Source organism: Bacillus sp. B1-WWTP-T-0.5-Post-4, from assembly GCF_009183795.1.
In the GTDB taxonomy this organism is placed as follows: Bacteria; Bacillota; Bacilli; order Bacillales; family Bacillaceae_G; genus Bacillus_A; species Bacillus_A cereus.
Genome location: NZ_WEIJ01000003.1, coordinates 158,250 through 182,270 on the forward strand (window position 1 = coordinate 158,250; position 24,021 = coordinate 182,270).

Here is a 24,021-nt window from a genome sequence, read left to right on the forward strand (position 1 = left end):
AAGGTGCCTCCAAAAAAGGGATCGTTGCTGTACCCCTTTACATAGTGCGAAATTTTTGCAACTAATTTCTTTCATTCAAGCGACAAACATTATACCGATAACAATAAGTAAGACCCAAGAACTTATTTTACCAATATACGAAAAAAGTAGCAATCTTTTGCCCCATATAAAGAAGCCAATTAGGAGAAATGAACGAGAGATTCATTCTATTCAATTCCTTCATTGATTAATAAAAAAACAAGCCACCCAACTATTGGATGGCTCTATACTATAAAGAGAATTTGTTATTGGATTACTTCAATTTCCCTTCAAAAACAATCTTCCTACCGCACGGCTCAACTACTGTTTTGCCGTCTTTCTTTACTTCATGAAAGATTGGCTCTTCCATACGACGAGACGGAGCGTAGCCTTCTTGTTCCATACGTGCTAAGCAGTCTGTAATTGTTTCATTTTCAAGTACTTCAAATTTCTTTTTATTAGGTTGTTTTGTCATGCCCTAACCTACTTTCTATTTTTCTTGATGCGAATTGATTTTTCATGTAGACCATATATAACATTGCGAGAATTCCCATTATAATCATAACCGCAATAAAAAAGCTTGTATACTGTATTTTTTCTATAAATACGCCGCCTAATACAGGTCCCATAATACTTCCTAAACTAAAAGCGATTCCGGATAATATATTACCTGCTGGTAGTAAGTGTCTCGGTAATAAATCAGTCATAAATCCAAGCCCTAAAGAGAAGCACGATCCAATAACCATACCCGCTAAAAGCATGCAGGCAAAGACGATCCAGTAATATTGATCAAATACGGCGGCAAGTAGAAAAATGCCCGTACTTATGCTAAACGTCCACGTTAAAATACGGTCCCTTCCGTATTTATCACTCAATATACCGAGCGGAATTTGTGTAATAATACCCCCAACTGCAAATGCTGGTAATAAGAAGGATACATCTGAAACAGACCACCCTTTACGAAGTGCGTATACTGGTAAGTTACTGTTTAGCATTGCTTCAAGTACGCCATATGCAAGTGGTCCTAGCAGTGCAATCCATCCTAATCCAACAACTTGTTTATAACGAGAAAATGATGATTCACTCTTCACTTCTCTTTCATCTTGCGCTGGGAATGCATTTTTTGTTGGAAGTAGTAAAAGCCAACCTATTAAACAAAGTATAGTAGATATAATAAATGGCGTTGCAAGACCGTACTGCACAGTGCTTGCTAAATACGGACCAACGGCAAAACCAATTCCGAAGAATACACCGTATATCGATACTTGTCTCCCTATTTTACTTGGGTCTGATGTTGTCGTGATCCATGTTTGTGTTCCGACATGAAGCATATGATCTCCAACTCCAACTAGAAATCTAAGGATAAACCATACCCAAAATGAAAATGTTTGTGTAAAAAAGAATAATGAAATAATAACGAGAAACCCACCTATAACAATAATCGGCTTCATTCCAAACCTTTGCATCGGTTTTTCAAGAAACGGCGAAATAACTAATATCCCAATGTACAATGCCGTCGCATGAATACCATTAATACTTGAACTAACCCCTTCTTGTTCAAAAATCATTGCAATGGCCGGTAAGAGCATTCCTTGTGACAAACCCGAGATTGCTACAATCCCAACCATAATCCAAAAAGTAAAACGCATTGACATCCTCTGTCCCTCTCCTTCTCATGCTTCCACTTTTCATTATAAACTGTTTCTTCAAATGCGTGTACGAATATTCGCAATAAAAAACAAGCTAAAAGAATGAACCTTTTAGCTTGTTATCTTATCCTTCCCAAACTTGCGCTTTCACATTGTAATGAAAGTGTTTAAAATATGGATTTTCATAAAATGAAGGTCCATATAAGTAATGTTGCATATGAGCTGTTAGTGGCTGCTGCATTTGTAAAGGAACTACAGCTGGTGAAACTTGCATATACATCGGATCTATCATTATTTTTGTATAGATATGATGATTATATGGCGAATAAGCGATTAAGGATGGTTTATGCATTGATAATCTCCCCTTATACATACAAATGTTATAGTATATGCAACACTTCTCATTTCGGGGATTATTTCTGTTCTAACCAATCCTCTACATGTTTTATAAATACATCTAAACAATCAATAAACGGCGAGTGTCCGCAATCTTCTAATACCTTCAACTCTGCATTTGGCAAATATTTCGCTAATTCCTCACCGACTACTTGCGGAACGACATAATCTCTATCGCCTTGTATGACGAGTGTTGGCGCTTTAATACGATGAATTTGCTTACTTCCCTCTACAACCCCATTATATTCATCTGAAATATTAAATGTAATGAGCGCATAATTCACATCTACGAAATTACGTTGCGTTAACATATCATCTAAATACTTTTCATAACGGTCCGGTTCAGGTTGATTATGTGTATATATTAATAGATTCCATACTGTACGGTAATATAGTTTGTTCATATTTTTTATCGCGTCTAATACTGGAGCGATTTGTACTGGCTCTTGCGCAATTTCTTCTTTCGTCTTTACTAAACTTGATACAATCGGCTGCCCATTCGTATCTTTTTTAAAGATTGGGTATCCTTTCATTCCTACTGATTCTACTAAAATTAACTTTTCTACAAAATTTGGGTGATTCGCTGTAAATTGCATCGCAACGCCACCACCCATTGACCAGCCCATTAATGAGAATTTCTCTAGCTTTAACTCGTCGATAAATAATTTTACATCTTCTGCAAAGTCTTGTAATGAATCTATCGACTGATTATACGTTGATTGTCCAAACCCTCTTAAATCAAGAGCGTAAATATGGTATTGATCTTGCAACTTTTCAATAACTAAATCCCAATGTTGTGACGATGTCATGTTCCCGTGAATGAGTACAAGAATATCTGTATTTCGCCTTCCAACTTCCTGATATGCAATCGTTTCTCCGTTCGATAGTGAAACAAACTCCATTGTTGCAGGCTTAATCATCACAAGTTCCCCCATTCTATTTAATAGAAAGAAAATTCTTTACTTAATTAAAGAATAGCACGTAGAATATACGTTCGCAACATAAAACCTATAAGAATTTTTTACATAAATCAACATGTCTATTACTAGACAATTATTATAAAAAAGTATATAGTTAGCTAGGTAACTAATTTGAAAGGATCAAAATACATGGACGAAAAACAACATTTTTTTCACATCGTCAGCCAGACTTCTCGAAAGTTTACGAAGAAATTTAATGAACGTGTATCTCCAACAGGGTTATTTAGTGCGCAATGGGCTGTTATTTTCCGCATTAATCAAACTGGTTCTTGTACCCAAACAGAATTATGCCAGTATTTAAATGTTGAATCACCAACGATGACTCGTACGTTAACACGTATGGAAACGATGGGATGGATTATTCGTACAGAAGGTAAAGATCGCCGCGAGAAGCTCATTTCTTTATCCGAAACAGCGATAAAGATGATTCCAGTATGGCAAGAAGAAGTTGATACTTTCGAAGAAAAAACGCTAGAAGGTATTAATGAAGATGATTTACATCAAGCATTTCAAGTGTTACAACAAATTATTAAAAATTTAGATTAAATTGGAGGGATGACGATGCAAAGTGAGAAACTTTGGACGAAGGATTTCCTCGGAACTTGTTTTAGTAGTCTATTTCTCTTCTTAACATTTTACATGCTTATGACTACTCTGCCTGTCTATGTCATAGACGGCCTAAAAGGAAAACCTGAGGAAATTGGTTTAGTTGCAACTGTGTTTCTTATTTCTTCTGTTTTATGTAGACCATTCACAGGAAAATGGCTCGATGATTTAGGAAGAAAGAAAATATTATTTATTTCACTTTCATTATTTTTAGCCGCTACTGTTATGTATTTCGGTGCGCAAAGTTTATTCTTATTACTTGCCCTTCGCTTCTTGCACGGTATTGGGTTCGGGATGGCAACGACAGCTACTGGTACGATTGTAACTGATGTTGCGCCAGCTCATCGACGAGGCGAAGCGCTTGCATATTTCGGCGTATTTATGAGTCTGCCGATGGTAATTGGTCCTTTTTTAGGTTTAACAATTATTTCTCATTTTTCGTTTACTGTATTATTTATCGTTTGTTCCGTATTTTCATTACTTGCATTTTTATTAGGACTACTTGTAGATATTCCGCACGAAGCACCTGTTAGCAAACAAAAACGTGAAAAAATGAAATGGAAAGACTTAATCGAACCATCTTCTATTCCGATTGCACTTACAGGATTTGTTTTAGCCTTTTCTTATAGTGGTATTTTATCCTTTATTCCTATTTATGCGAAAGAACTCGGTTTAAGTGAAATTGCAAGTTACTTCTTTATTTTATACGCACTTGTTGTTGTCATTTCTCGTCCATTTACAGGAAAGATTTTTGATCGCTTCGGTGAAAATGTACTCGTTTACCCTGCTATCATTATTTTCACAATCGGAATGTTCATATTAAGCCAAGCACAAACTTCATTTTGGTTCCTTGGCGCAGGTATGCTAATCGGTTTAGGTTACGGGACATTAATTCCGAGTTTCCAAACGATTGCGATTTCTGCCGCTCCAAACCATAGACGTGGTTCTGCGACAGCTACGTATTTCTCATTCTTTGATAGTGGTATTGGTTTTGGTTCTTTCATTTTAGGTATTGTCGCAGCGAAATCCAGTTATCATAATATGTATTTTATCGCAGCTATTATCGTTGCGTTCACTTTACTTTTATATTATGGATTACACGGACGAAAACAAAAATTCAAGAAACAACCTACAGACGGAAAAATTTCCGCTTAACGTTAATAAGGAAAGTAAACTTCCCCGTTTACTTTCCTTATTTTGTATTTCTTTCAAGACGAGCGTATACTTATAGTAGAAATAAAAAGGAGGGCCATATATGAAACTAAAAAAATCTCCCCTACTCTTACTTATACTAACATTCATATTTGTAATTACAGGGCTTGGGTTTACTTACTTCAAACAAAATAAAACGACCCCATCAAAACATAATGTGACAAAAGAAAACTGGTTAAATGACCCTTACTTACGTTGGTCGTACACACACATGAAAGAATTCACTTTAGTTAATGACGTAAAAAACAATCCTGACCAAATTGCTCACTTCCCTTCCGCATTGCAAAACTTAGACGATTTTGCTGTGGAGCGTAGATTCGGAAATACAACTCCTCTAAAAAAACTTTTAGATGATAACAAAACAGATGCTTTTGTCGTTCTACATAATGGACAACTTGTTTACGAACGATATTTCAATGGGTATAAACAGAATGAACCTCATGGTATGGCATCATTAGCAAAAGTCTTTACCGGGGCAATTATACAATCTCTCGCTGAAGAGAATCGTATCGATTTAGAGAAAACAGCTGACACTTACATAAAAGAATTAAAAAACACACCGTTCGGTAATGCCACACTTCAGCAATTAATGGACATGCAAGTTTCAGCTGAATATCCTACTCATGGATATGAGCAACCTGGGCTAGAAAATCAAGATGCACAATTATATTTAGCTAGCAATATTTTACCCCGCGGCAAAAATTACGACGGTCCGATGAAAATTTATGATATGTTACGGGAAGCCGAAGAAACGGCACCGCCTGGTTCTTCCTTTTCTTACAATAACGGATCAACAGAAACGCTCGCTTGGATTATTAGAACTATTACTGGTAAATCACTAGCTGAAAATGTAAGCGAACGAATTTGGTCTCAAATTGGTATGGAAGAAAACGCGTATTACGTTACAGATGAAACAAAAGTAGAACAAGCTAGTGCTGGATTAAATGCAACTGCTAGAGATATGGCGAGATTCGGGCAATTACTATTAAACAACGGGGAATATAACGGAAAACACATTCTCCCTTCTTCTATTACAGAAAGTGTAAAAAATGTCCAAGAAGGTGAACTTGCAATTGGCCCTGGAGCTTCCATTTCTTATCATAATCAATGGTGGATTCCCCACAATGAACAAGGTGCTTTCGAAGTGTTAGGTAGTTACGGACAAACACTTTACATCGATCCGAAAGCAAATATGGTAATCGCTCACTTCTCTTCTAACGCAACGCCAAGTAATGAAATACATTCGGTTTACTCAAATATGTATATTGATATTGCACATCATTTGGAGAAGCTTCCACGGTAGTGAAAGCTTCTTCTTATTGCGTTGTTTTATTTGAAACCACTACCCTCATCACGGTTATTCATAATGAAACTTTTTATTAGCAATCCAATAATACGTTACGAAGAGTGTCAATAAAATCCACACTATAGTTAGTAATCCAGTAATTATTGCGTTTGAATTTACTACCCCCGTGACTAACGTTTCCATTGCATACTTACTCATACCGGCTGGATTAAGCTGATCCATTATTGGATTCAAACCGACGATTACTCTGCAGGCTAAAAGGAAAACAATTGAAATTAATGCAATCATACCTTGACTGTGAAAAATAGCACTTATCATTGTTGTGAAAGATACGATAAAAAGAACCCAAATTAGATAAAATAGTAATCCAGTAATTAGGTGTGCAAATGGAACGGCAGTAAAAAGAAAATTTACATATAGATAAGAAGCTACGTATCCAATTGTTACACTAAACGCTACCATTAAATAGTTTGACACTATTTTCCCACCTACATATGAAGTAACAGTAACGGGCCTTGTTAAAATAAAGGCCAACATACCATTAGCTTTATCTGTTTGAATTGCACCCATCATAGAAATCACTAGAATCATAAGTCCAAGCTGATCAAACTGGGATCCTAAAGTACTCGCTAATACTTCGCCCCCTTTTTGCGCTGCCATACTCAGATCAATTGTAATTCCCTGGCCTCCACCTAATGCTTCTAGAATTGATGGCAAATAATGAGTTACTATCGGCTGTGTTGCACCTAAAAATATAAAAACAATTGGTAGCCAAATAATCTTAAAATCACGTAACATTTGAACATATTCTTTTTTTATCAATACCATTGAGTTATTCATTTTTACACCACCAATTTCAAGAAAATTTCTTCTAAAGTATCGTTGCTCATTTTAAATTTAACAATGTCCACTTTATGTTCGAGTGCATTTTGCAGTAACATATTTTTGTTTATTTCGATACTTTCAACCTTCACTTTGATTTTAAGCCCAACCACTTCTACATTCTTCACATACGGTAATTTCTTTACAACTTCAATCCAATTTTGATCTTTAGTTGTTATTTCAATCATTAATTTATTTTCACGATTACGTTGTAAAAGCTCCGTAATCGTTGTGTCTTCTATTTTTGTTCCATCTTTTATAATGACAAATCGTTCACAGATTTCTTCTGCATCGCTTAAGATGTGGGTTGATAATAAAATGGTTGTATCTTTTTTTATTTCTTTAATCAGATTCAATACTTCCCGCCGGCCGATCGGATCTAATGCGGATACTGGTTCATCCATGACAATAAGCGAAGGTTTATGCAATAATGCTTGTGCAATACCAAGTCGTTGTTTCATTCCACCAGAAAATGTACTAACCTTTGCATTTTCTTCTTCCTTTAGTCCAACTTTCTCCAACATTTTTGGAATCGACTTTGACAATTCTTCTTTTTTCAACCCCGAAAGTTGGCCCATAAACGTAAGCGTTTCTCTCGCTGTCATCCAATGAAAAAAATTAGGATATTGAGGTAAATAACCAATTTCACTTTTCATTTTTGATATTTTTATCCCATTCAATAAAACTTCACCAGCAGTTGGATTAGTAATATCCGAAATTACTTTTATTAATGTGGATTTCCCTGCTCCGTTTGGTCCAATTAATCCGACGCATTCCCCTGCTTGCAGTTCCATCGAGAAATTATTCACAGCAATTTTTCCTTTAAATGATTTTGTTACATTTTTAATCTCTAATTTCATAATTTCTCACTGTCCTTTCTCCCTATAACAAAGTACAAGATAGGTCCCAATATATTAACGAAAAGAATAATTAACGTCCATACAAGTACATTTTTTCTTGTTTTCCTATGTCGATATAAATCAATGAATGCAATTAAAACTAAAAGTGCTCCCACTGCAATAACTGGTAATATAATGGGTAGAAAAGCCATAATATCAATGTCTTTAAGATCATTCAATCCATAATGTATTTTCATTGTCATCACTCCTTTTAAATCTCATTATCATTATTGATAATGATAAAACAAAAGCGGATGGATTGCAATCATTATTCTCATTATTTATAATGAGAATAAAAAACAATACATAAGGTGATATAATGAGTAATAAAGTTGAAATTTTAATGCATCCGGTAAGAATGAAAATTTGCCAAGTGTTAATGAGAAATAAAGAAGATGGGTTAACACCATTAGAAATGGTAAAAATCATTAAAAATGTACCACAAGCAACACTATATAGACAGCTACAAACTATGGTTGATTCAGGTATCGTTCATGTAATTAAAGAAAAAAAGGTAAAATCTGTTTCTGAAAAATATTACGCAATCAATGAAGAAGATGCAAAAATTGAAGGAAGTGAATGGAAAGGATTATCTGATGATGAAAAGTTAAACTACATTTCCTATTATCAGTTATCACTTATGACACAATATCAAAGTTACCTTAAGAAATTAGAGGAACAAAACAGTCAAGAAGATACTGCTACTTTTTCTGTAGTAGAATTAAAGCTAGATGAAGAACACTTTGGAAAATTTCAAAACGAACTTAACGAATTAATGATTAAATACTACAATAGCCAAAGTAAAGGCGACGAAATAGAGACTCCGGTTCGGACTGTCGCTATTACAATTATTCCAGAAACTTAAATTTACTCGATATAAAAATGCAAATCAATAATTTGAACTAAATCCTGAAAACAGGATACCTCTCAAAACACCTAAACCATCTGCTTCCTATATTCTCTTTAGGGGCTAGGTGGTTTAATTTTTCTTGAATTCACACACAAATGTAGTAATGAATGTATTACTTTTGTTATCTTTTATAAGTAAAAAGCTTCATCTTTTTAATGAAGCTTTCTATCACTTTATTAAAAAGATAATAAATTAATCGTTTCCTTTAAAACACTTCCCTTACAAAGATTGTCTGTTCATATTGGTCGAAAATTTCTTCTATAGATGAAAATAAAGTTTCTTCCGGGATGATGAACTTTATTTTTTGACCATTTTTTAACATGAAGGAAATCGTTCCATTATCATTAAAACCTGTATGAAACGTTCCTCGTTTATTTAATAGTACCTCTTCAATTATATTTATTTCAATTGAAAAGTTATTCTTTAATTGCAAGAGTTCATGTACATCGCCAGTATGTATTTTTACATCTATTTCAGTTTCTAAGTTTAATTGTTTTTTCTCAATTTTTTTGAACCAAAACAAAAACAATAGCTCTGAAATACCAGGTAATTGTTTTTTATAAGCATGTCGGCTATGAAACTGTCCGCCAATCTTTATAAAATATATACAGTCACCTGTAATAAAAACTTTATAATATATATCTGCCGTAAACATTTTAGGCTTTAAAAGATAAAAACTTTTGATCATAATTCCCCCATCAATTTTAAATGTATTTGTATAAACATTTTTAGCTAGATTTGTGCTAAAACATATTTCTCATGTAATGCAACACTATTGTATTGAATCTCCTCTCCCTTTGCAACAGTAGCTTTGAAGCCAGCTAGTAACCTTTCTCTATACTATCCCTATAAGTGCTACCCCATTTCCAACCGTTTTTCTTCTAGTATATTAAAAGCAGGATTTGATACGAGGCTCTATATCAATCTATCAATAAATTACCACTCTGCAAATATCTGAATTTTCTTTACATTGAAGGTTATCTCCTAAACAACCTCGAATAATTGTAATACATATACATAAGGAGGTTGATCTATTTTGTTTCGTTCCTTTACAAATGGTTGCGTCGCCTTAGTGCAACGCTTCTTGCCAGAACCGTTTATTTTATCATGTTTACTAACTGTTTTCGTTATCTTCTTTGGTATGTTTGCGACTCACCAAACACCTGTAGAAATGATTAATCACTGGGGTAATGGAATTTGGGGACTCCTCGCCTTTTCTATGCAAATGGCACTTGTACTCGTGACTGGATCTGCTTTAGCAAATGCTCCTCTTATTAAAAAAGGATTAACGAAAGCTGCCAGACTACCAAAAACAACTGGACAAGGCATTATTGCCATTTCAATTGTAAGTTTACTCGGTGCATACATAAACTGGGGCTTTGGAATTGTTGTATCTGTTTTATACGCAAAAGAAGTGGCAAGGCAGCTGGACGGATTAGATTATAGACTAGCAATCGCCTCTTCTTACTCTGGATTTCTCATTTGGCATGCCGGTCTTTCTGCCTCTATCCCTCTTACGTTAGCAACAGGCGGTGAAACGTTAATTAAAACGACTGCTGGAAGTATTAAAGAGGCGATTCCAATAACAGAAACGTTATTCTCACCATACGCTCTCGTTCCAGTTATTATTTTTCTCATTACGATGCCTCTCATTAATAAAGCGATGCATCCAGATGAAAAACATACGATTACAGTAGATCCTAGCGTGTTCCATGAAGAAGCTGCTGCTCAAGAAGTAGAAAAAAATACGTTCGCTGAAAAGATGGAAAATAGCATTATTATTACACTTTGCGTTGGATTGTTAGGTCTCATTTATATTTTCAATTACTTTTATACGAAAGGTTTTAACCTTACTCTCGATATCGTGATTTTTATGTTATTAATTGCAGGTCTTATTTTCCACCGTACTCCGATTCAGTATATTCGTGCTTTTTCAGACTCTACGAAAAGTGCTTCTGGCATTTTACTTCAATTTCCGTTTTACGCAGGAATTATGGGCATGATGATTGGAGCAAATAGTGAAGGACTTTCACTTGGAGGAGCTATTTCTAATTTCTTTATTAGCATTTCAAATGAAACGACTTTTCCGCTCTTTACATTTTTAAGTGCTGGCATTGTTAACATTTTCGTTCCATCTGGCGGCGGTCAATGGGCTGTGCAAGCACCAATTATGATTCCAGCTGGCGCTGAACTTGGTGTACCTGCTGCAAAAACAGCAATGGCAATTGCATGGGGCGATGCTTGGACGAATTTAATTCAACCTTTCTGGGCATTACCAGCATTAGCGATAGCTGGTTTAGGTGCTCGTGACATTATGGGATTTTGTGTTGTGAACTTACTATATGCGGGTTTTATCATTAGTCTATGTTTCTTATTTATTTAAACGAAAAGCTAGTTTTATACTAGCTTTTTTACATAATAAATCACTTATTTCCCACGCAATTTATAATCTTCTCCCACTCTAACTCCGTAAGATGTAATGACTCAAATGCAAAAAAATCTTCGCACACTTTTTCAATTAGATGTGGATTTCCCCTCAAAAAATTCCACTGTAATACTTTAGGAAGAAAATGCATTTCATATTCTTTACTTCCCCGTACTACCTCATCAACTTCTCTTTCACAAATTCCTCTTATTAAATAATCATTTCTTAACTCTATTTGAATTTGCTGAAATGTTTCGCTACATTTTTTCAATTGAAGTAAACACGTAACATACTTCCGAAAAAGTTCGCCATCATACTGAACACAGTTTATAATACGATCGACTTCATTCATAATGCACGAGCCTTTTCTTCTATTTGTAATAACCATTTCTCACGCTTTGATACTTTACTCGTTTTCACAGATTGAAACACTGACCGTTTTATATCGCGAATGCCACAAAAACGTAAAACACCTCTCTTCATTATAATCCAATCTGCTGATCGATATAACAATGCGACGTACCATAGAGGCGAGTCTAACGTATTAATAACCCACGCTTTTTTCCCTTGCAATAATCCTTTCGGCAGAGCCCCTTCATATTTATAAGCAAATCCAGCTACGAAAATACGATCAATAAAACCTTTTAAAATTGCTGGCATCCCCCACCACCATATTGGATAGATGAATAGAAGTGTATCTGCTTCTTCTACTAACATTCTGTACCGAGCTGTTTCTTCTTCATTTACTAAATCACGTCTTTTCTTCTCTTCATTGAATACGAGGACTGGATCAAATTGTTCTTTGTATAAATCAAGTACGGTAACTGAATGATTTGTTTCCTGTAGTCCTTTTTGCACATGATTGAAAATCGCCGCGTTAAAACTGGAAGGACTAGGATGAGCATATATAATTAGTACGTTCACTACAAAACAACTCCCTCTATACGTTAAAGTTTCCCCTTCTTTAACATCTTCTCTACAATTTGTACGTTTTTCGAACTTTGCAACAATCGATTTAATAATATAAGTAACTCTTCTTTTTCTAAATCTTTCAGTTTCTCTTTAACTGCACTCTCACCAGCACCTTGCATATCATAAACAACTGCCGCCATATGTTTACAATAATTTTCATAGGGACACTCACAGTTACTTTCTGAAAAATCTTCGAGATCGATAACTACTTCATAATTCCCTGCATTTCCAGTAACGAAAGCAAACACTTTTTTATCTTGTATTTCAACATCTTCTACATGCCCATCTTCATAATATTCATATCCCTTATCTACAATGTACTTTGGGATCCATTTCGTTATATCTTTTAATAAGTAAGCGTACATAATTGTACCCCTTCCTTTAATTCCCTTTTGACTTCAAAAATCCTGCATGTTATTCTAATTACTGTTAAGTAGCAAGTCTACGTGACAAAACGACTGACACCTATTCGGCGAAGGTGTCTCTTTTCATTTGCAGCCGATATGAATTGCCTCTTTCAGGCACATTCAATTTTTGACACTACACACTCAACACCATTCCCTGTATCAGGCTGCTTTAGCAGTCTTTTACTCTACATACTCCGTTATTTTAAGAAAAAAAGAGAGCTTAGCTCCCTTTTCTCGCCTTATACAATACCCCTTTTTCAGCATAGAGATATTCATCAGCTAATGTAATTTTCCCATCCAGTTTTAGTTCGTCTAATAATCTTGATAAATAAAATTGATGCAACATCTTTTTCGTGAATTTTCCTTCATGATGCGAAACGATATGTTCTTGAATATCTAACAATGATATCGGCTTATCTTGCTCTATCATATATTCATAAACTGTACTACGCAGTTTTACGTATTTTTCGAGTGTCACAGTAATGCGCAACCCCTTTCTTCTTAATATAAATTTTCGTAATCGGTTTTTTTGCAATAAAAAAACCTCTCCGATAAGAAGAAGTTACGTATATATCTTCGTCTTATCTCCCAGAACAAATATGTTCTGCTGGAATTAGCACCTGCATCGCGGTTGCTGGGTTTCATCGGGCCAGTCCCTCCACCTCTCTGGATAAGAAAATATTCACTTAATTCTTACTATACGTAATTCCACTTTAATTGTCAAACAAATATAATAAATTATATTTTCTTCCTTACTGTTCATACTACCCATATACGAACACGCAAGGAGGATTATGAAATGCATCAAAATGCTCGCGGATATGTACAAGATTCTTTTCAATCATTACAAGAAGCTAAAAATTGTTTAGAAGAAGCGCTCGAAACAGTTGAAAAAGATTTTAATCGCGCTCGTATTGAACAATCACTTTATGCTGTTGAACAAGCTATTCAACGTTGTGAGTACACCGTTCACATTTTAGAAAAAGATTAAAAACTCCCCATCAATTGATGGGAAGTTTTTTCAAATGGCATACTTCATAATTATTGCCGTTATGATTAAAAAATATACAGAATTAGCAATTTCTAAAATTCCTACTTTTATAATAGAAATTTTTTTACCATACAACACAATTGCTCGAATGACACTTGGTATAAAAATGAGAGAACACCACGGATTAATCGCAAATACAATTATCGTTAATACGATATGATATCCCCAAGATATAAGACGATACTTCGGATTATTTTTTTCACGAATCATCGTTTTCACATAGAACGTACTACCTAAAAAGTATAAAAATGAAATAAGTGCAATGAATATAGCTGTATGATCGATTTGCTTCATTGAAAAGTAATAACTAATTAACCCACCGATACAAAACACAATAATCGCACAAATATCATTTAATAGTGCTCTTTCATTTTTTTGACGAGCGTAATACATATTCACTATAAATAATGGAATCATTACTATTACGAATAAAAGAATTCGCCACTCATATAATAAAGAAATCGTCCCAAATAGGAACGCAATAATAAAATAAACAATGGTAGCTTGTAAAAACTCTTTTTTTCGTCTTTGCTTTATGTACGTAAGAAATGGATACGTGGCTAAATAGATAAAGAACCACGCTAAAAACAATGGAATATGATAAATAGTAGGTTTCCCAAGTATGACACTTAATAAAAAAGGAATAACAAGCATGGCCCATGCACCATGTTGCTTCGGAATAACTAACTTCATTAACTATACACCTCCCTTTTGAAAAAAGTTCTCACCTACAATTATACAAATAATTTTATATAATAGCGGATGCATATTAAATCGATTTTTTGACAAAAAAATGCTCCTTACAATATGTAAGAAGCATGAAAGAGGCAAACGAATATGTAAGTCGCGACCCTACCTTATATGAGTATGCTTTTCTATGTCACGTTATGCTCATCTAATATACCATATTTCTTTTTAAATCTTGTAAGAATCGTAATCCATGAAGTACTAAATAGTAATAAGAAAATAACATTCGAAATCGCATGGCTCAAATCAAAGTAAAAACTTGCGATATAATACGAAATGACAGTTTCCCATGTTGCTTCTCGTATAAAACCGAGAAGGCCCCAGAAATTCATAATCCAGCCAAATAAAAAGCCAACAATTACTCCGTAAAGAAGTCTTCCCCATAGCTTTTTCATAAAAAATGTATTACGAAGTAAACCTGCTATAAAACCAATCATGCCCCACGAAAACATTTGCCACGGTGTCCATGGACCTTGTCCTAAAAAAATATTGGATACGATTGCCGCTGTAGCACCAATCATAAAACCAGTTTCACTTCCAAATACAATTGCAGAAACGATAATGACAAAAGAAGTTGGTTGTACACTTGGTAAAATAGAAAATGGCACCCGGCTTACTGCTGCAATTGCCGCTAATACAGCAACGAGAACAATTTCACGTGAAACAAACGCTTTTCTTTCAAAACGGATATAGAAAGGTAACATAATAACCGCTAATAGAAACAAACTACTTAACATGTAATAACCGTCCATAACAAGTGTCGTAAAAAGCAATGTGCCGATTATTACTGCAAAGATACATATTATGAATGCAACATATCGTTTGGACAAGCTTCGTACACATCCTCCCACGTTAATGCATATGGCAATTCTTTTCGAATGAATCGATTAATAGATGTTGTATAAAAGAAGTTGCCGCTAAAAAATTCTTTCGGTGCATCATTCATAATGACTGTTCCATCAAACAACATCATACATTGATCCACGTATTTCGCTGCAAACTCAATATCATGCGTTGCCATTACAATTGTTGTACCTTCTTTTTGTAGCTTCCTAAATAGCTCTCCTACTCTTTCTTTCTTCCATGGATCCAATCCCTTTGTCGGTTCATCAAGTAATAATAAAGTCGGCTTTGATAATAACGTCGTACATAACGCAAGTAATTGTTGCTCTCCTCCGCTACAATCGTGCGGATGGCGTTCTTTAAGCGAATACAACCAAAACTGTTTTAGCGTATCTTCTGCTATTTCTTTTCCTTGTTCTCCGTATAATTCACGTGCACGTTCATAAACCTCGTCCCATACTGTATCAAATGTAAAATGATAATACGGATGCTGCGATACATACCCAATACTTTTAAACCGTTCTTTCGAATCGATTTTATGTATCACTTTTCCGTTCCACTTTACTTTCCCTCTTCTCGCTTTTTGTAATCCTGCTAAAATCGTTAACAGTGTAGACTTACCTGTACCGTTCTTCCCAACGAGCGCTACCCATTTTCCTTTTTCAATCGAAACTGATAAATCACGTAAAATAAGCGGACTATTTTTTTCATATTGGAACGAAATATGCTCTGCGCTTAAAATTACCTCTTGCTTTTCACTTTGTGCTATTGGGTCATTTACATATGATATCGCTGCAAAATCATTCATTTTCATTTGCGCCTCTCGCACTGTAAACGGAATATCTCTCACATTCCACTCTAAAAACAGCCTTGGAATTTGCGGAATAAATGGACGGAATGTTTCTACTCCCCACATATCCGTAATAACAATTTTAGGACTACCATCATACATAATACGGCCATTATCCATACAAACAACGCGTGTTGCAAGCGGGATAACTTCATCTAAACGATGTTCACTTAAAATAATCGTAATTCCAAGTTCTTCATTAATCCGTTTTAATAATCCTAAAAATTCTTTTGCAGCGATTGGATCTAACTGCGCTGTCGGTTCATCTAATAATAGCAATTTCGGCTGCATAACTAATACCGCAGCTAAATTGACAAGCTGCTTCTGCCCACCAGATAACGTATGAACAGATTGATGCAATAAATCTTGAAATCCTAAAAAGCTAATAAGCTCTGCTATTCTTTTTTGAATAATATGTGATGGTAATCCGATATTTTCTAAAGAAAATGCTAATTCTTGAATCACTGTATCCATAACAATCTGGTTTTCTGGGTTTTGAAATACCATCCCAATTTCTTGGGCAGATAACAAATCAGCTACTTCCTCTATTAAAACACCCTCATAAAATATCTCTCCAGAACGCGTACCAATTGGAAGTAACTCCTTTTTAAAATGTTTTAATAACGTCGTCTTCCCAGATCCCGATCCTCCAGCAAGTGCAATAAACTCACCTTTTTGAACAGAAAGAGAAATATGCTGTAACGCTTTTTTATTTTCATCAGCATATACAAATGATAAATTGTTTATTTCTGCATGCGCCACCATATCCATTCTCTCCCTTCCATTATGATTGGTAAACTAATAAACATCGTAAATACGACAAACATCATCCCATCGTATTGCTGAAATAGAATCGATTCGACTTTCGGATAAATAATCAATTTCCCCCCGCCATAATTACTACATACAATAGCAGCTATAAATAAAATGATTAAATAATTGAGCGTATACCAATCGCGCCTTTCCATTCTATAGCGAATATACGTCGTACGCTTCGTTACACCAAATCCACGAGCCTGCATAGAATCTGCCGTTTGCAGTGCATCTTCTAATGAACAAATTAATAATACTTGCAGCAATTGCATACCATTTTTGACGCGTTCAATTATCGAACCTGAATCTACCTGCACACCTTTCGTTTTTTGGACGAGTGTGATTTTCTTTAATCGTCTTATAAACAAAGGAACAAATCTCACTGTAATCATCGTTAACAATGCAACTTTCGGTGAAATTCTTGAAAACAAATATAAAAATTTATGACTGGAAATAATATCATTGTATGACGCAAACGTAAACATAACTGCAACTAGTAATAACCCCATTACTATTCCAAACATAATCGCCTCAAGCTTAATACGGCTATCACCTAACCAAAATAACGTAGTTCGACCTCTATGCGTTAATAACGAATTAAATAAAATTACCATAAAAAAGAAAACAATTGTGCTCGGTAGCATCTTTCTTATCTTTTCGCTATTTCCTTGCATCACATTTAACATAATAATTAATACTATTGCTCCAATTAAAAAAAGAGGATGAAGACACATCGTACATAGTATCATCACCCCGATATAATAGAAAAAATTCACAAAAGGATGTAAAGAAGAAAAACTTATTTTCATAGCCCTTTACCGAATGCCTTTCTTATTGTAATACGTATACCCACTCAATTGTATCTCCTGGTTTTACCGTAGCTACACCAGCACTATGGTTTGGAAAAGCACCGTTCACACGATATTTCCAACCACTAGTATCCGCAATATCTTTTTCATATAAATCATTAATACCTTTTACATAAATACTATCTCTAGATCCGCTTGCATCAACATCTAATCCTGTACGTTGTAATACTTTATACACAGTGTCGCCATCTTGTACATCCATCTTTTTCGCACCCATTATATATCCGTTATTTCCTTTTACCGAGATTGTTACTTGTTTTGCTTGCGGTTTCGGTACTGGTACTGGATCTGGTTTTGGTGGTTCAGGTTTTGGTACTGCCGGAGTCGGTATCGTTTTCTCCGCTTTATTCGGATCTTCTTTTTGCTCCTGCTTCGGTGTTTCTTTCGGCTGATTCACAACCTTTGCTTCTTCTTTTACTTCTGGTGCTTTCGGTTGTTGTTTCTCTTCTTGTGCTTGTTGCTGCTCTGGTTGCTTATTTACAGCCGGCTGTTCTTTCGGTTGTTCCTGTTGTTTCTCTTCTTTCTTTACCTCTGGTTGTGCCTGTGGCTTTTCCTCTTTCGGCTTCTCTTCTACTTTTTGTTCTTGTTTCTCTTTCTGCTCTTCTTGCTGCTTTTGCTCTGATTCAGCTTGCTTTTCTTCTGTTTTTTCTTCCGGCTTCGCTTCATCTTTTTGTTCTTCTTGTTTCGCTACCTCTTCTTGCTTCGGTTCTACCTTCTTCTCAGGCTTTACAGCTGCCTCTTCACATCCGGCAAGTAGCCCGAGCGAAAGCAGTAAAGAAATGAACCATTTCACCTTACTCATCCTATCTCTCACCTTTCATACGAAAATTAGGAGCAAATAATTGCTCCTAATTTTTTGTTAAGCTGCTTTACGTCTCCATAATACATATGCAGAAGCAATACATAATACACCCATACCTACTTCTGTTGCTGCACCATGAGAAGATGCTCCTGTTTTTGGTAGACTGTTACCGTTTCCGATTTTTTTATTCTTAACCGGTTCGTTATCTACAACTACTTTTAGATTTTCATCTTTTGTTTCTTGTTGTACTTGTTTTTGTTCTTTCGGTTCTTCAGTAACTTCTTTTTCTACTACATTATTTTCTGGTTCAACGACCTTTTCTGGATCTTCAATCGGTTTTGGCTTAATTACATTACCAGCGTCTACATTAGACCAATCATAAATAGATTTTCCCATTTCCTTAAATTGAAGTAATGCTAAAAGAGCCTGTTCTGTAGCCATTCCGTTACCATTTTGATCACTTGGTAACCATTTAAATTCACCATTTGAAAGTTGATATGATAATAGGTTTTGCATTGCCTCATGAAGACGATTTTGATCTACATCTTTAACAAGCGATAATCCAATAATTGCTTGCGCAGTACTATTTGAATTTTCTTGTCCATCAGCTGAAAAACCACCATTTTGCAGCTGTTCGTTATATAAATACGCAACAGCTTTTTGTATAGCTGGTTTCACATCTGATCGCTCTTGATAAGGAGCTAATGCTGATAAAACCATACCTGTTACATCAACGCTACTAGCACTATCTTTACTACCTGAACTATTATAAGTCCATCCACCGTCTGTATGCTGATTATTTAACAGTGCTTCCACTAGAGCAACTCTGTTCCATTTTGATTCAACTGGAATCTCATACTTCTTCGTATCAAATGCAAGTAAAGCAAATGCATAACCTGTAACAGAATTCACTTTATCTGACTCATACAATTTTTGAACTAAATTATGTCCACCTACATTTTTAGGGTCTGCACTCATTGCATTCATCATAATAATTGTTCTAGCTAAATCTGTCGCTGAAAAACGATTAATGCGCTTTTCTACTTTTTCAGTTACTGACTTAACATAATTTAATTTTGCCTCAATTGGCACATTCTTTCCAGAACGAGAAAGCGCTACAGCTACCCAGTCACTTTCAATTCCATCTTGTAACATTTTTTCAGATGTTTTTGAGATTGCTTCCTCTAATTGCTTCGCTGGAATTTGAACATTCTCTTGCTTTGGTTGTTCTGGTTTTTTACTATCTTGGTCACCTTGGTTTTCCCCATCTAGCGTTTTACCGTCTTGGTCACCTTGGTTTTTCCCATCTGGCGTTTTACCATCTTGATCACCTTGGTTTTTCCCATCTGGCGTTTTACCGTCTTGGTCACCTTGGTTTTTCCCATCTGGCGTTTTACCGTCTTGGTCACCTTGGTTTTTCCCATCTGGCGTTTTATCATCTTGACCTTCTGATTTTGGTTCTTCTGGTTTGCCGCCGTCAGGTTCTTCTGTTTTACACGTTCCGAACTTATCTAACGTTTCTTTCAATGTTTCCTGGCTTATATTGCTCCAGTCTGAAACAAAACGAAAGACAACAACGTCTCCAGATTTTAATTTATAACTATCTGCTCCGACTTCTGCAGACTGATCATTTACATCATACAGCCAAGCACTTGTAGCCCCGGCCATTAAACCATCGATGCCTTTTACATATGTTCCAAACGACATCGTTTCAGATTCTACTTTGTCCCCCATGACCTTTTGCAGCAAACTTAAAGCTGTTTCCCCATCTTTAATTTGCTCTTCTTTCGGACATAACATAATGCCTTTTTGTGATTCCCCAATAATTGCAAGTTTTGCTGTATTTCCTTCAGCAAACGTAATATGTACTGTATTCGCAAAAGAAACAAATACAAGTGTCACTGCCATTAACGACGTAAGCAGCCATTTTTTCAACATTGCCATCCCAAAATTTCCTCCCTTACTACCATTTACACAAAAAAAGGCCCTTCAAGGGCGTGCGATTGACACTCTCTTTTTGTAAGTGTCGAACAAAAATGTACAACACCTCCTACCCGCATCATTCGCGGCTATATTTGTATAGGAAAAATAATTTTGTTTATGAACGTATCATTGTGATAACATTCACTTTTCTTGGCACAACTTACTCCCATTTAAGTTATCGTAAAACGATAAACCTATACATTCTGTAAATTTTAAATTTCTGTATTATTTTACTATTGACAAAGAATTTTGTCCATGCTTTATCGGATTTATTTTCTAAGAATAATAACTTATTAACTCTTAACGATGTAAACTCTTTTCACTAATAATGACGCCATCTTCATCCGCATAGACATATTCATTTGGATTCCATTCTACTTGTCCAAAGTGCAATGAAATATTTCGTTCTCCTTTTCCTTCTTTCACACTTCTATTTGGCATCGTTCCTAACGCTAAAATACCAATATTAATATTCTTTAGTTCACTAGAATCACGAACATACCCATTCACAATAATTCCTGCTAGCTTTCTTTCTTCCGCAATAGCTGCCAAATTATCACCGAGTAACGCACAATTCGTAGACGCTCCGCCATCAACAACTAATACTGTTCCTTCTGGTAATGTTTGCAATCCTTCCTTCACTAGTACATTATCATCTTTCACTTTTACAGTTGCAATTTTCCCGTGGAATTGTTCTTTCTTCCCAAAAGACCGAAAAGACTGGCGACATATTTGTAATTCCTTTTCAAATTCATCACATAGATCAGTAGTTTTCCACATCTTGTTCCCTCTTTTCCTTTTTCTTTCTACATAACATATTCTTGGCTTATTATCGTTTCCCTGTCTAATATTGCAATAATTTGTATGTACGGGAAAGGATACAAAAACTATTGCCTTAAGAAGCTACCTTTATTATAATCTATTTCACAGATTAAATTCAGAATATTAAAAATTAACCAAGTGAAGAAGGAGGGATTTTATGCAAATACAAACTGAGGCAAAAAAACAACCTAGTAAACCAAAGTTTAAAATGCCTGATGCGTACGTACTACTATTTTTTATTGCCTTACTTTGCGCCATTGCTACGTACTTCGTTCCTGCTGGAGAATTTAAAAGGGTTACAAACGGGACCGTTACAACGACAATACCAGGTAGCTACCATTCTGTTCCGCAATCACCCGTAGGATTTGTTTCTTTTTTTACCGCTATTGAAAAAGGAATGACACTTGCTGCTCCTATTATCTTTCTAATTTTATTTACAGGTGGAGCCATTGCAATTCTTGAAAAAACAGGTGCTCTTGACGGTTTAATCTATCATGTTATTAACAAATTTCGTAATCAGCAATTACTTTTCATTTGTATAGTTGCTGCGCTTTTTTCTATTCTTGGAACGACTGGTATTATCGTTAACTCAGTTATCGGTTTTATCCCCATCGGCATCATCGTTGCACGCACGTTAAAATGGGACGCTATCGTCGGTGTAGCAATTATTTATTTAGGTACTTATGCTGGTTTTAATGCTACTATTTTATCTCCCTCACCTTTAGGCATTTCACAAAAGATCGCAGAACTTCCGATGTTTTCGGGAATTGGTTTACGCACAGCAATTTATATATCTTTTTTACTTGCTACCATTCTATATATAAATTGGTATGTAAAGCGCTTGAAAAAATCGAATAAAGGAAGCATCCTTGGCGACAACTGGTTTCCAAGTAACGCTCTTTCAAGCGAAAAAGAAGCAGAGAAAAAGGAAGTTCCTTGGACGATACGTCATAAATTAATTTTACTCGTTTCAGCTTTATCATTAATTGCATTTTTAATAGGCGCTTTTCGTCTACATTGGACGGACGCAGAAATGACCGCTACTTTTATTTTCATAGCAATTACAGCCGGAATAATAGGTGGCATGAAAGCAAACGATATCGCTTCTACTTTTCTAACTGGCTGCCAAAACCTTATCTACGGTGCTTTAATTGTCGGAATGGCTCGCTGTATTTCAGTCATTTTAGAACAAGGAAAATTGCTTGATACAATTGTTAACCAACTCGCACAAGCTCTCGAAGGACAAAACCCTGTATTTGGTGTTATCGGCATGTATGTGAGTAGTGCCGCATTACATTTCCTCATTTCATCCGGGACAGGAGAATCGGTTATTTTTATTCCGATATTAGCTCCATTAGCTGATTTTATGCACATTACACGCCAAGTTACAGTACAAGCTGTTATGCTTGGGGAAGGTGTAGTAAACTGCTTAAATCCAACTTCTGGTGTTTTAATGGGCGTTCTCGCAGCAAGCGGGATTTCTTATGGAAAATGGATTCGTTTCATGGCTCCACTTGCACTCATTTGGTTTATCATTGGACTTGTTTTTCTTATTGTTGGGGTGAATATTGAGTGGGGACCTTACTAAATACTTAACTAGATAAATAAGTACTATCGTTCCATATAAATATCTATTCTATTTCCCTCACTAGTCCTATAAAAATCATTTATTCTAGTAAAAATATAAGAAGGGATTGATCATAATGATCAATCCCTTTTATCAAAATATAATACCTTTAAAAATCTTAGTTCCAGATTTTATTTACCCATTCTGGATGATCAATAAAAGGATTGCGGTTATGTTGATATTTTGTAAAAATCACTTCATTACGCTTTCGCTCTAAATCATCGACCGGGTCTTGTTCATTCCATTTTAATAAGACAGATAGTTTCCCCATGTATGGATCTTTATTGTTATTCACTTTTTCATTTAGTTCTAAATCTATTTCGCCGTTGTCTCCCTCGTAACGAACAGCCATATAAAACAGCATTCTAGCAATATCTCCCTTTACACTATCACGAGGTTCCCAAGAATCACTATCATATTTACATTCTGTCGCTTCAGAATGATTCACACCACCATTATCAAAATCTAGATTTCCACGTGAACTATTTACAGATACATCCGTCGCTCTTAAATGATGTAGATCTGTTCCAGGTCCTGCAGTCGTTCCAAAGTCACCGTGAGATTTTGCCCAAACATGCTCTCGGTTCCAGTTATTTACTCCTGATCCATTCGTAAGTTTCCCTTGCGAACGACCAGTATATAAGAGTATCACATTATTTTTATTATTTGGATCTTCATCAGTATCTCTTATTGCTTCCCAAACCGCACTGTATGATAGTTTTGTATGATTATCAATAATATTATGCAGTTCCTTCTTTAATTCTAACCCCGTTTTTCCTATTGCGTTATTATAATATGTATCATCATAATTTTTTACAATAATCTCCTGTGCTGATGCAGGAACCACTTCACCGTGTATAGTATCTGTGAATGATAGAGATGCAGAACCTAAAATAAAAAATGAAGATAGTGTAACCATAGCAATCTTTGTATTTCGAAACTTCATATACCC

At 35.4% G+C, this 24,021-nt stretch carries 27 protein-coding genes and 1 riboswitch; of the genes, 7 read left to right on the forward strand and 20 right to left on the reverse strand.

The window, feature by feature from the left end; all coding sequences use genetic code 11:
- Positions 1-292: 292 nt before the first annotated feature.
- The 4 genes from GBN91_RS11535 to phaZ form a co-directional block, all read right to left on the reverse strand.
- Positions 293-493 carry an NETI motif-containing protein gene (locus GBN91_RS11535; RefSeq protein ID WP_000166303.1) on the reverse strand — a complete coding sequence of 67 codons (201 nt, stop codon included), beginning with the start codon at positions 491-493 and terminating at the stop codon, positions 293-295.
- Complete coding sequence (locus GBN91_RS11540) at positions 477-1,673, reverse strand: MFS transporter (protein ID WP_000062798.1); 1,197 nt, start codon at positions 1,671-1,673, stop codon at positions 477-479. The genes GBN91_RS11535 and GBN91_RS11540 overlap by 17 nt, the downstream gene beginning before the upstream one ends.
- 118 nt (positions 1,674-1,791) lie before the next feature.
- On the reverse strand, positions 1,792-2,019 hold the full coding sequence (locus tag GBN91_RS11545) for a hypothetical protein (RefSeq protein WP_000549500.1): 228 nt from the start codon (positions 2,017-2,019) through the stop codon (positions 1,792-1,794).
- Positions 2,020-2,080: 61 nt separating this feature from the next.
- The gene (gene phaZ, locus GBN91_RS11550; protein ID WP_152121523.1) at positions 2,081-2,983 is read right to left on the reverse strand and encodes an intracellular short-chain-length polyhydroxyalkanoate depolymerase; all 903 of its coding nucleotides are present in this window, start codon (positions 2,981-2,983) and stop codon (positions 2,081-2,083) included.
- A gap of 189 nt (positions 2,984-3,172) precedes the next feature.
- On the opposite strand from phaZ, the gene GBN91_RS11555 reads away from it, so the two are divergent.
- The 3 genes from GBN91_RS11555 (at position 3,173) to GBN91_RS11565 (ending at position 6,164) form a co-directional block, all read left to right on the forward strand.
- Positions 3,173-3,589 carry a MarR family winged helix-turn-helix transcriptional regulator gene (locus tag GBN91_RS11555; RefSeq protein ID WP_000343680.1) on the forward strand — a complete coding sequence of 139 codons (417 nt, stop codon included), beginning with the start codon at positions 3,173-3,175 and terminating at the stop codon, positions 3,587-3,589.
- A gap of 15 nt (positions 3,590-3,604) precedes the next feature.
- Positions 3,605-4,804, forward strand: a complete 1,200-nt coding sequence (locus tag GBN91_RS11560; RefSeq protein WP_001190318.1) for an MFS transporter — start codon at positions 3,605-3,607, stop codon at positions 4,802-4,804.
- Positions 4,805-4,904: 100 nt separating this feature from the next.
- Entirely contained in the window at positions 4,905-6,164 is a 1,260-nt protein-coding gene (locus tag GBN91_RS11565) for a serine hydrolase domain-containing protein (protein ID WP_152121524.1), read from the forward strand.
- Positions 6,165-6,218: 54 nt separating this feature from the next.
- Here GBN91_RS11565 and GBN91_RS11570 read toward each other — a convergent pair whose 3' ends face one another.
- The 3 genes from GBN91_RS11570 to GBN91_RS11580 are packed head-to-tail and all read right to left on the reverse strand — an operon-like array spanning position 6,219 to position 8,145.
- Positions 6,219-7,007 carry an ABC transporter permease subunit gene (locus GBN91_RS11570; protein WP_016122860.1) on the reverse strand — a complete coding sequence of 263 codons (789 nt, stop codon included), beginning with the start codon at positions 7,005-7,007 and terminating at the stop codon, positions 6,219-6,221.
- Positions 7,008-7,009: 2 nt separating this feature from the next.
- Positions 7,010-7,909 (reverse strand): ABC transporter ATP-binding protein, encoded by a 900-nt coding sequence (locus tag GBN91_RS11575; RefSeq protein WP_016122861.1) that lies wholly within the window; start codon positions 7,907-7,909, stop codon positions 7,010-7,012.
- The gene (locus tag GBN91_RS11580; RefSeq protein ID WP_000690914.1) at positions 7,906-8,145 is read right to left on the reverse strand and encodes a PLD nuclease N-terminal domain-containing protein; all 240 of its coding nucleotides are present in this window, start codon (positions 8,143-8,145) and stop codon (positions 7,906-7,908) included. The genes GBN91_RS11575 and GBN91_RS11580 overlap by 4 nt, the downstream gene beginning before the upstream one ends.
- 122 nt (positions 8,146-8,267) lie before the next feature.
- Here GBN91_RS11580 and GBN91_RS11585 point away from each other — a divergent pair, with 122 nt between their 5' ends.
- The gene (locus GBN91_RS11585; protein ID WP_049108471.1) at positions 8,268-8,813 is read left to right on the forward strand and encodes a transcriptional regulator; all 546 of its coding nucleotides are present in this window, start codon (positions 8,268-8,270) and stop codon (positions 8,811-8,813) included.
- Between the two features lie 250 nt (positions 8,814-9,063).
- Here the strand turns inward: GBN91_RS11585 and GBN91_RS11590 are convergent, their stop codons facing one another.
- Positions 9,064-9,546: a hypothetical protein gene (locus GBN91_RS11590; protein ID WP_000597308.1), complete on the reverse strand. Its 483-nt coding sequence runs from the start codon at positions 9,544-9,546 to the stop codon at positions 9,064-9,066.
- A gap of 348 nt (positions 9,547-9,894) precedes the next feature.
- Between GBN91_RS11590 and GBN91_RS11595 the strand changes: the two genes are divergently transcribed.
- Positions 9,895-11,241: a short-chain fatty acid transporter gene (locus GBN91_RS11595; RefSeq protein WP_000490030.1), complete on the forward strand. Its 1,347-nt coding sequence runs from the start codon at positions 9,895-9,897 to the stop codon at positions 11,239-11,241.
- A gap of 40 nt (positions 11,242-11,281) precedes the next feature.
- Here GBN91_RS11595 and GBN91_RS11600 read toward each other — a convergent pair whose 3' ends face one another.
- From GBN91_RS11600 to GBN91_RS11615, 4 genes are all read right to left on the reverse strand, one after another.
- A complete protein-coding gene (locus GBN91_RS11600; RefSeq protein ID WP_152121525.1) occupies positions 11,282-11,635 on the reverse strand; it encodes a group-specific protein in 354 nt (117 codons plus the stop codon).
- Positions 11,632-12,207 carry an NAD(P)H-dependent oxidoreductase gene (locus GBN91_RS11605; protein WP_001101580.1) on the reverse strand — a complete coding sequence of 192 codons (576 nt, stop codon included), beginning with the start codon at positions 12,205-12,207 and terminating at the stop codon, positions 11,632-11,634. The genes GBN91_RS11600 and GBN91_RS11605 overlap by 4 nt, the downstream gene beginning before the upstream one ends.
- 23 nt (positions 12,208-12,230) lie before the next feature.
- On the reverse strand, positions 12,231-12,620 hold the full coding sequence (locus tag GBN91_RS11610; protein WP_000271528.1) for an SWIM zinc finger family protein: 390 nt from the start codon (positions 12,618-12,620) through the stop codon (positions 12,231-12,233).
- Between the two features lie 262 nt (positions 12,621-12,882).
- Positions 12,883-13,140: a hypothetical protein gene (locus tag GBN91_RS11615; RefSeq protein WP_000171476.1), complete on the reverse strand. Its 258-nt coding sequence runs from the start codon at positions 13,138-13,140 to the stop codon at positions 12,883-12,885.
- A gap of 100 nt (positions 13,141-13,240) precedes the next feature.
- Positions 13,241-13,339, reverse strand: a riboswitch (SAM riboswitch).
- Positions 13,340-13,461: 122 nt separating this feature from the next.
- On the opposite strand from GBN91_RS11615, the gene GBN91_RS11620 reads away from it, so the two are divergent.
- Positions 13,462-13,653, forward strand: a complete 192-nt coding sequence (locus GBN91_RS11620) for a hypothetical protein (RefSeq protein ID WP_000554032.1) — start codon at positions 13,462-13,464, stop codon at positions 13,651-13,653.
- Between the two features lie 30 nt (positions 13,654-13,683).
- Here GBN91_RS11620 and GBN91_RS11625 read toward each other — a convergent pair whose 3' ends face one another.
- The 7 genes from GBN91_RS11625 to rraA all read right to left on the reverse strand — a co-directional run bounded on the left by GBN91_RS11625 (position 13,684) and on the right by rraA (position 21,400).
- Positions 13,684-14,406 (reverse strand): YwiC-like family protein, encoded by a 723-nt coding sequence (locus GBN91_RS11625; protein WP_152121526.1) that lies wholly within the window; start codon positions 14,404-14,406, stop codon positions 13,684-13,686.
- A gap of 182 nt (positions 14,407-14,588) precedes the next feature.
- On the reverse strand, positions 14,589-15,290 hold the full coding sequence (locus GBN91_RS11630; RefSeq protein WP_000044904.1) for an ECF transporter S component: 702 nt from the start codon (positions 15,288-15,290) through the stop codon (positions 14,589-14,591).
- Positions 15,263-16,924 (reverse strand): ABC transporter ATP-binding protein, encoded by a 1,662-nt coding sequence (locus GBN91_RS11635; RefSeq protein ID WP_142408764.1) that lies wholly within the window; start codon positions 16,922-16,924, stop codon positions 15,263-15,265. The genes GBN91_RS11630 and GBN91_RS11635 overlap by 28 nt, the downstream gene beginning before the upstream one ends.
- On the reverse strand, positions 16,897-17,775 hold the full coding sequence (locus tag GBN91_RS11640) for an energy-coupling factor transporter transmembrane component T (RefSeq protein WP_041183995.1): 879 nt from the start codon (positions 17,773-17,775) through the stop codon (positions 16,897-16,899). Before GBN91_RS11640 ends, GBN91_RS11635 begins: the two co-directional genes overlap by 28 nt.
- A gap of 22 nt (positions 17,776-17,797) precedes the next feature.
- Complete coding sequence (locus GBN91_RS11645; protein WP_152121527.1) at positions 17,798-18,637, reverse strand: DUF4430 domain-containing protein; 840 nt, start codon at positions 18,635-18,637, stop codon at positions 17,798-17,800.
- Positions 18,638-18,694: 57 nt separating this feature from the next.
- Positions 18,695-20,581, reverse strand: coding sequence for a DUF4430 domain-containing protein (locus tag GBN91_RS11650; protein ID WP_152121528.1), 1,887 nt, complete (start codon positions 20,579-20,581; stop codon positions 18,695-18,697).
- A gap of 339 nt (positions 20,582-20,920) precedes the next feature.
- Complete coding sequence (gene rraA / locus GBN91_RS11655) at positions 20,921-21,400, reverse strand: ribonuclease E activity regulator RraA (protein WP_000266039.1); 480 nt, start codon at positions 21,398-21,400, stop codon at positions 20,921-20,923.
- Positions 21,401-21,599: 199 nt separating this feature from the next.
- Between rraA and GBN91_RS11660 the strand changes: the two genes are divergently transcribed.
- Positions 21,600-23,030 carry a YfcC family protein gene (locus GBN91_RS11660; protein ID WP_001166965.1) on the forward strand — a complete coding sequence of 477 codons (1,431 nt, stop codon included), beginning with the start codon at positions 21,600-21,602 and terminating at the stop codon, positions 23,028-23,030.
- A gap of 157 nt (positions 23,031-23,187) precedes the next feature.
- On the opposite strand, the gene GBN91_RS11665 is transcribed toward GBN91_RS11660, so the two are convergent.
- Positions 23,188-24,015 carry an endonuclease I family protein gene (locus GBN91_RS11665; protein WP_152121529.1) on the reverse strand — a complete coding sequence of 276 codons (828 nt, stop codon included), beginning with the start codon at positions 24,013-24,015 and terminating at the stop codon, positions 23,188-23,190.
- Positions 24,016-24,021 lie beyond the last annotated feature (6 nt).

Coding starts and splice junctions, on each gene's coding strand:
- GBN91_RS11535 (WP_000166303.1), bottom strand. CDS start 493: ATGACAAAACAACCTAATAAAAAGAAATTTGAAGTACTTGAAAATGAA.
- GBN91_RS11540 (WP_000062798.1), bottom strand. CDS start 1,673: ATGTCAATGCGTTTTACTTTTTGGATTATGGTTGGGATTGTAGCAATC.
- GBN91_RS11545 (WP_000549500.1), bottom strand. CDS start 2,019: ATGCATAAACCATCCTTAATCGCTTATTCGCCATATAATCATCATATC.
- phaZ (WP_152121523.1), bottom strand. CDS start 2,983: ATGATTAAGCCTGCAACAATGGAGTTTGTTTCACTATCGAACGGAGAA.
- GBN91_RS11555 (WP_000343680.1), top strand. CDS start 3,173: ATGGACGAAAAACAACATTTTTTTCACATCGTCAGCCAGACTTCTCGA.
- GBN91_RS11560 (WP_001190318.1), top strand. CDS start 3,605: ATGCAAAGTGAGAAACTTTGGACGAAGGATTTCCTCGGAACTTGTTTT.
- GBN91_RS11565 (WP_152121524.1), top strand. CDS start 4,905: ATGAAACTAAAAAAATCTCCCCTACTCTTACTTATACTAACATTCATA.
- GBN91_RS11570 (WP_016122860.1), bottom strand. CDS start 7,007: ATGAATAACTCAATGGTATTGATAAAAAAAGAATATGTTCAAATGTTA.
- GBN91_RS11575 (WP_016122861.1), bottom strand. CDS start 7,909: ATGAAATTAGAGATTAAAAATGTAACAAAATCATTTAAAGGAAAAATT.
- GBN91_RS11580 (WP_000690914.1), bottom strand. CDS start 8,145: ATGAAAATACATTATGGATTGAATGATCTTAAAGACATTGATATTATG.
- GBN91_RS11585 (WP_049108471.1), top strand. CDS start 8,268: ATGAGTAATAAAGTTGAAATTTTAATGCATCCGGTAAGAATGAAAATT.
- GBN91_RS11590 (WP_000597308.1), bottom strand. CDS start 9,546: ATGATCAAAAGTTTTTATCTTTTAAAGCCTAAAATGTTTACGGCAGAT.
- GBN91_RS11600 (WP_152121525.1), bottom strand. CDS start 11,635: ATGAATGAAGTCGATCGTATTATAAACTGTGTTCAGTATGATGGCGAA.
- GBN91_RS11610 (WP_000271528.1), bottom strand. CDS start 12,620: ATGTACGCTTACTTATTAAAAGATATAACGAAATGGATCCCAAAGTAC.
- GBN91_RS11620 (WP_000554032.1), top strand. CDS start 13,462: ATGCATCAAAATGCTCGCGGATATGTACAAGATTCTTTTCAATCATTA.
- GBN91_RS11625 (WP_152121526.1), bottom strand. CDS start 14,406: ATGAAGTTAGTTATTCCGAAGCAACATGGTGCATGGGCCATGCTTGTT.
- GBN91_RS11635 (WP_142408764.1), bottom strand. CDS start 16,924: ATGGATATGGTGGCGCATGCAGAAATAAACAATTTATCATTTGTATAT.
- GBN91_RS11640 (WP_041183995.1), bottom strand. CDS start 17,775: ATGAAAATAAGTTTTTCTTCTTTACATCCTTTTGTGAATTTTTTCTAT.
- GBN91_RS11645 (WP_152121527.1), bottom strand. CDS start 18,637: ATGAGTAAGGTGAAATGGTTCATTTCTTTACTGCTTTCGCTCGGGCTA.
- GBN91_RS11650 (WP_152121528.1), bottom strand. CDS start 20,581: ATGGCAATGTTGAAAAAATGGCTGCTTACGTCGTTAATGGCAGTGACA.
- rraA (WP_000266039.1), bottom strand. CDS start 21,400: ATGTGGAAAACTACTGATCTATGTGATGAATTTGAAAAGGAATTACAA.
- GBN91_RS11660 (WP_001166965.1), top strand. CDS start 21,600: ATGCAAATACAAACTGAGGCAAAAAAACAACCTAGTAAACCAAAGTTT.
- GBN91_RS11665 (WP_152121529.1), bottom strand. CDS start 24,015: ATGAAGTTTCGAAATACAAAGATTGCTATGGTTACACTATCTTCATTT.